The following is a 6,750-nucleotide window of genomic DNA, read 5'->3' as shown; positions in this document are numbered from 1 at the left end:
GGTCGCAGGTTCAAATCCTGCCCCCGCAACCAATATAAACGCCTTAGTGGGAAACCGCTAAGGCGTTTTTTGTTCCAAGGAACGTATGGCGGAAGTTGAGAGCTTGTTTATATGCGCATAGGAAACAATTGGCGTTATTAAAAACAAAAAACAGGGAAATGTTTTGTGAAAATTAAACTGCGGATATCAATTGAAAATCACATGTTGTCAGTTAATAGTGAAATTCAAAATGATTCTTAAAGGTTGAATTTAGCAGCAAAAAAATCGAGAAAAACTCTGATACGTGAAGACAGGGATGTGTTTCGATAATAGACCGCTTGGACAAGTTCTCGCGATGTGGAAGTTATTAAGCCATTTAACACGGGGATAAGTTTGCCATCTTTGATGTCGTTAGAGACCATGAAGTTCGATAAACAGGCGATACCGCTATCTGCCAGACACAAATCTCTCAAGATAGTCCCGCTATTGGTGCTTAAAGTAGGATTTATATATACACCACCTTCTATCGGCCAATTGTTTAGAGATGTAGGGGATGTAAAACCAAGAAGTCTGTGCTTTTCCAATTCTTCCGGAGTTTTTGGTAGACCATAACGCTCCAAGTATTTTCCTGTTGCCACCAAGTGAAGGGGAGAACGTCCTAGAAGCTTGGCATGGAGAGTAGAGTCTTCCAATGCGCCAATCCGAATTGCCAGATCAGTTTGTTTTTCCAGCAAGTTAATAATTCCTTCAGATGTATTTAATTCCAATTGAATTTGGGGATAGGCCTCACAAAACTCTTGTACATGAGGAATGATCTGATGTTGCATAAACGGCGAAGCTGCATCAACACGCAGTCGTCCCACGGGCGTTTCTTTTGAGACTCTTAAAAATTCTTCAGCCTGCTCTAGTTGGTTTAATCCCGTACGCACATGACCAGCGAATGTTTCTCCTTCTGTAGTGAGGTTAACCTTACGTGTGGTGCGTGTTAACAATGTCGTTTGAAGTCGCTCTTCTAAGCGTTGAATGGCTCGTGAAATCTTTGCAACAGGAATATCAAGTTCCTTGGCAGCAGCAGAAAAGCCTCCGCAATCAATAACGGTTAAAAAGAGTTCAAGGTCGTCAGATCTGCTCTTCATTATTGTTAAAACTGAAAAAATAATTTGTAAACTATAGCGTTTTTCCAAAAAAAATATGACGCCATAGTGCTTCCACGTCAATATTAATGAATTGTGGAGTAATCTCCTATGCCCATCGCATTATTTGCGCTGACAATAAGCGCCTTTGCAATTGGTACGACCGAGTTTGTTATTGTCGGTTTGGTGCCAACGATTGCCTCTGATTTGGATGTTTCTCTTCCTTCAGCCGGCTTACTTGTTAGCCTCTATGCCCTTGGGGTTGCTATCGGTGCCCCTGTTCTGACCGCACTAACAGGTCGTTGGAACCGTAAAGTTCTCCTTCTTTCCTTAATGATTTTGTTCATTGTAGGCAATATCGCGGCTTGGATGTCATCAGGATATGAAATGCTGATTATAGCACGTGTTATTACTGGGCTTGCACATGGTGTCTTTTTCTCAATTGGCTCTACGATTGCTACCGGGCTGGTCCCTAAAGAGAAAGAAGCCAGCGCTATAGCCATTATGTTTAGCGGGCTGACTGTTGCTCTTGTCACTGGTGTTCCTTTAGGGGCCTGGATCGGTCAGGAGTTTGGCTGGCGTGCAACTTTCTTAATTGTATCTGTATTGGGGCTAGTTGCGCTTATTGGTAGTTTTTTATTGATCCCAAGTAATTTGAAACAATCAAAAGCTGCAGCTTTAGCTGAACAATTTTCTGTTTTGATGCACCCACGTTTGATCCTTGTATACGCAATGACTGCTGTTGGTTATGGTGGCACGTTTGTCGCATTCACCTTTTTAGCGCCAATTTTGGAACAAGTATCAGGCTTTGAAGCAAGTTCAGTAGCCTTTTTGCTACTTATTTACGGCGTATCTGTTGCTTTTGGGAATATCTGGGGCGGAAAACTCGCCGATAAGATTGGGCCCGTGAAAGCTCTCTATATCATCTTTAGCCTCTTGGCAGCGGTTCTGTTTATTTTTACGTTTACCGCTCAATATCAAATGGCAGCTATTGTAACTGTATTAGCCTGGGGAGCATTTGCTTTTGGTAATGTACCGGGTTTGCAGGTTTATGTTGTTAAGCTGGCTAAGAAATACAGGCCAAATGCAGTAGATGTGGCTTCTGGTTTGAACATCGCAGCTTTTAATGTTGGCATTGCTATTGGGGCATTTGTCGGGGGATATGTAGTTGATAGCATGTCTCTGATGGATACACCATGGATCGGTGCGATCATTGTTCTTGGGGCACTTGGTTTGACCCGTTTGTCAGGTGTTTTGGATAAACATGTGATTACCCAGAAAGTCTAAAAGTTATTGCCTATCGGTTATAACAAGGGGCTTGTTGATGTGGTTAAAGTGCACCTTGAGGTTTAACTAATATCTGTTTTGGTGCAAACATTGTTAAACTCTATCAAGCTTACCAGGTCTGATTTTGGGGTGGAAAAGGTTATGCTGTTTGTTCGGTAAAGTTTACTTCGAACCTCTGCAACCAGCTTAAAGAACAAATAAGCCTCTATCGTGAAAACGATAGAGGCTTATTTGCGCTCAAAAGGAAATATAAAAAACTGAATATAAATCCACGCATACATTTGTTCTCGCAAAAATCTGTATTAGCGAGTCGAGGCAGTATTTTCATCGTGGACACGCGCCCTTGGAGAAGGAAAGTGTATGAGGGGCTATTAATTTTAATCTGAGGCAATACTGGAAAATGCTTTTGATTATATCGATCAGGTGGTTTTCCGAGGTAAATTGACATGCATGATCAGTTATGCTTTCGTCATATCAATTTTGAGAACAGGAATAATCTAGTTACGGATATTGAATGTTTGCCCGTCTCTATCATCGATCCTTGCGTTTTGTTTCGTCTTTGAAGTGCTTGCTAAGCCTCGGTCTGTTGACCTTTGTTCTTTCAGGGTGCGTCACAAGTAGCGGCCCGCCACCCCCTTTGAGCCAAACCAACTCGGAAGACTATACAAAAGTGGTTACACCAGGCAATTTGGGTGAGGCTGGGGCCATTGCCATTGTTGTTTTGGGGGCGGAGAGTTATCCACTTATTTATACCCTCAACGATATTCCGCTGGCGACTCACTATCAGGGCTATATCTGGTTGCCAATTATGCCTGGCACACATAAGTTTCATGCACGACAAGCCGCGTTTAATTTTCCGCCCATGCAAATACCGGTGAGCAAAGGCAAAATTACCTATCTGGTAATCGATAACTCTTGGTTTGGTGACACTCCTTATAAGATTGGCACGCGTCAAGCGTTTGAGAGTGACTTGAAAGAACGATCGACAGAACCGTTTCAGGTGCAGTTGAAGAACCCGGTTCACGCGTTCCTACCTGGTAATTTAAAAAAACTTATCGACACCTGTGGACCCACCAGTATTGATACTTCTTGTAAAAGAGCGATTGCGGAAATCCCACCTGTTTTGATTTCAGCCAATCGACGGGCGCAAATTACTGCCATGATCGACATGGGCGGTGTCCAGAAAACGGCTTCAGTTGCTTCAAAAGAAGTTTCTTCACCTTTGGCACAAAAAGAGGAAACACACGTAAATGGCGCTCGCCTGAACAAGACATCGGATCTGCCTCCGTCAGTGTTGCGGGATCAGTTTATGTTACAAATTGGAGAGCTGTTTAACACAGGAAAACCTGCAGAAGCAGTTCCTTATTTTGAACGGTTGAATGCCTTGCCTGTTCCTATTGACGGGATGACCAATTATTATTGGGCACAGGCACTGCTTGCCAGTGGAGATAAACGCGGTGCTTATATAAAACTAGTCCGTTTTGTAAAACAAATTGATCCATCCTCTGATTATTACAAACCCGCAATTAAGCTTTTGACAAAAATAAAAGGCTAAGACATGAGCATTTTCAAACGCGCTGCGGGGCTAGTAGGCTTTGCGGCATTCCTTTTTACATTACAAAGTGCATCAGTTGCTCAGGATACAGTTCAGCATGAGATGAAACTGGACGAGACAATCAAGGCAGCGTGTCATAGCTATATGATAGATGCGCTACCTGATGCATTGAGTTGGTTAAAGGATCAGGTTTTTGAAAACAGCCCGTTCTGTAAGCGTATAGAAGCAGCTTATGATCAGGAGGATATCAGTGATACACTGCAGGAGCAGTACAAACGAAAATCAGCGTTGGAACCATCACTGGATAGATCCAAGAAGAACGATCGTACCCTGACCATTACGATTGAATGTCAAAGTGAATATATGTGTCTGGAAAGCCGTATTCGATTTAAAGATACAGCACATGCGGTGAGCCAAGCGGCCTATGATAAGGTCGCGGCTTATTGCGAGGGGCGGTATGGTTGCATTCAGGCATTTTTTGATGAGTGGCCTCGTGATATTCCAAAACAGCAGGCCCAAGTATCGAAAAAAGGCCTTTCATTTGAAAGTGTTTTAAAATCTAGCTTAACCCCAAAGGGTGCTCCAAAGGCAATCGGTACTCAGGCAGCGATACCAGATGCAAGTCCACAAGTGTCAACTTTGGCTGTCTCTTTACCAAGTGGTAATAAACCCACAACTGCAAACCTGAAACTAAATCATGCTATCAAAGACCAATGCTTCTGTTCCTTGGGGGCAGGTGAGTGCTTTGATAATCCTTATGGTCCCATTAAGAAACGACTGGCACAAATTGAAGAGCAGCGACGTGGTGTGTGTATGATGTGGCAAGCCCAGTATGCGGATGTGGTTCAGTCATCTACAGTCGATAATGACAAGATGGATGAGGACCTGGTATATATGCAGAAATATGTTTCCGATGCTGATGAACGCGGTTATGACCTTATTCGCCTGGCAAAAGAGGATTTTCAGCGAATCAAGTACAGAGTTCGTAACAACCTTCCCTTTAAAAATACTTTTGAGGAGAAAAGAGCGGACAAGCTCGCAAGTGGACCAACAGCAAATGTGGGGGAGGCTCCTGACGGTTTTGGGACGGAATCTTCCAATATGAAAACGGCTATAGTCGCGGATGCTCAAAACAAAAAAACTTCGGCCTTTCTGTTCCATCCGGAACGGATGACATTTAGTGCTGCCAAGGCGTTTTGCCAGAGTAAGGGGATGCACTTGCCCAGCGTTGCTGAAGCCAAACCCCATTTGAAGGAAATGATCCCGCTTGGGGATCCATTTTGGGGGATCTGGACAACAGACCAAACGGCACCTGACAAAATTGTGGGTAGATACCGAACTCTTCGTAATAATGGTTTCACCGAAGGAGAAAACCCAACCTTTGCCAGCCGTGTTTTCTGTTTTTCGTAACGTCGGACGTCAATCTCAAAACCGAGCTATGTTACATAACATTGGATACTTGCTTGAGAATTAGTTGTTTTCTATCGTTTGAAGCAATGTTCATTTTTCGGCTATAGAACCTTGTTATTTTTATATGGTATCTGGGAAAGTGGTTTATAATATTGATAAAGAAAGTGTCGTAAGACATGTAATGTCTAAACTTTTAAAAATCGGCTTGCCTTGAAATTGAATTGTCGGTTATTTTTGTGTGTAAACAATAATTAAAATCAACGCCTTAGTGGGATAAACTGCTAAGGCGTTTTTTGTTGTGCGGAACGTATGGGGGGGCGAGATGGCACTAGCGTTTAAAGGACAAAGCACAGACGGTTTAGACATATTCGCGTTCTGACATCGGGGTTGTATCTATTTGGGCCAGAAGCATATCAAGAAAGGCCTGTTCGGCCCGGTTCAGGCGCGCTTTCGGATTCCAAACGGCATAGACATCGACCGCAGGGGGGGCGTCATAGGGTGGCAGACGCCACAGGTGACCGTCGTCTATGTCGCGTTTGACGACGTGAATTGGTAATGGTCCTATACCAAGGCCGGCGATAATCAATCTTCTGACTTCTTCTAGATTGGCAGAGGTACCAACAACCCGGTCTTCCAAATCTGCATCTGCACGCATTAAGGTGACTTGCCTGAGAGCTTCGCTCATATGATCTGTGACAAAACTGACGGTGGAGTGTCCCGCCAGATCAGTTTTGCGAAGGTTCTCTAACCCAAAGAGAGGGTGAGAAGGGCCACAGAACAAGCCAAAATATTCTCTGAAAAGGCGTTTGTATTCAAGTGCGGGGTTTTTGTCTTTTACGAGGCAAATGGCTATGGAAGCCTGGCGGGACATGACTTTGTCAATTGCATAGCGACTGGCTGATATATCAATGGACAAGGTGCCAAGAGGATGGGTTTTGTGGAATTCAGTCAGGGTGTTGTCAAACAAGGGACAGATTACATGACTGGCCATGGCGATTTGGACATGACCCCTGACCTCATCTACCGTTTCACGCATCAGGGTACTGAGACGGAGTATTGCCCCATGTATCTCAATTGCTTCTTTTTCCAATAACTCACCAGCTTTTGTCAGGCGGAAGTTTCCTGGTGATCTGTCTATTAGGCGTTTGCCAAGCCTGTCTTCCAGCCTTTTGAGTGCGCTTGAAACTGTTGGTTGTTTCAAACGCATTGTGTCTGCGGCTTCGGTTATACTGCGCGATTTAGCGAGAACAACAAAAGTTCTTAGCAGGTTCCAATCCATATCACGGGCAAGTTTTTCAGCGCTATCCGTTGATGACATGTTTGCCATAAATTTCATCAATACTCACAATTCTAACTATCTATTTGCTCAATGCTACGCGATTTGAG

5 protein-coding genes are annotated in these 6,750 nt (G+C 43.8%); 3 read left to right on the top strand and 2 right to left on the bottom strand.

Annotation, left to right across the window (positions count from 1 at the left end; genetic code table 11):
* Positions 1-236 precede the first annotated feature (236 nt).
* Positions 237-1,163, bottom strand: a complete 927-nt coding sequence (locus WH95_RS10260; protein ID WP_204247761.1) for a LysR substrate-binding domain-containing protein — start codon at positions 1,161-1,163, stop codon at positions 237-239.
* Between the two features lie 60 nt (positions 1,164-1,223).
* Here WH95_RS10260 and WH95_RS10255 point away from each other — a divergent pair, with 60 nt between their 5' ends.
* The 3 genes from WH95_RS10255 (at position 1,224) to WH95_RS10245 (ending at position 5,364) form a co-directional block, all read left to right on the top strand.
* Positions 1,224-2,399 carry an MFS transporter gene (locus WH95_RS10255; RefSeq protein ID WP_046506523.1) on the top strand — a complete coding sequence of 392 codons (1,176 nt, stop codon included), beginning with the start codon at positions 1,224-1,226 and terminating at the stop codon, positions 2,397-2,399.
* A 586-nt stretch (positions 2,400-2,985) separates the two neighbouring features.
* Positions 2,986-3,954: a tetratricopeptide repeat protein gene (locus WH95_RS10250; protein WP_157845936.1), complete on the top strand. Its 969-nt coding sequence runs from the start codon at positions 2,986-2,988 to the stop codon at positions 3,952-3,954.
* A gap of 3 nt (positions 3,955-3,957) precedes the next feature.
* The gene (locus WH95_RS10245; RefSeq protein WP_046506518.1) at positions 3,958-5,364 is read left to right on the top strand and encodes a C-type lectin-like domain-containing protein; all 1,407 of its coding nucleotides are present in this window, start codon (positions 3,958-3,960) and stop codon (positions 5,362-5,364) included.
* A 358-nt stretch (positions 5,365-5,722) separates the two neighbouring features.
* Here WH95_RS10245 and WH95_RS10240 read toward each other — a convergent pair whose 3' ends face one another.
* Entirely contained in the window at positions 5,723-6,700 is a 978-nt protein-coding gene (locus WH95_RS10240) for a LysR family transcriptional regulator (protein ID WP_245622964.1), read from the bottom strand.
* Between the last annotated feature and the right edge of the window lie 50 nt (positions 6,701-6,750).

Origin of the sequence: Kiloniella litopenaei (genome assembly GCF_000982415.1) — a bacterium.
GTDB classification, from domain to species: Bacteria; Pseudomonadota; Alphaproteobacteria; order Kiloniellales; family Kiloniellaceae; genus Kiloniella; species Kiloniella litopenaei.
The sequence above is the reverse complement of the archived record's forward strand: the minus strand, read 5'-3'. Positions and strand labels throughout refer to the sequence as shown.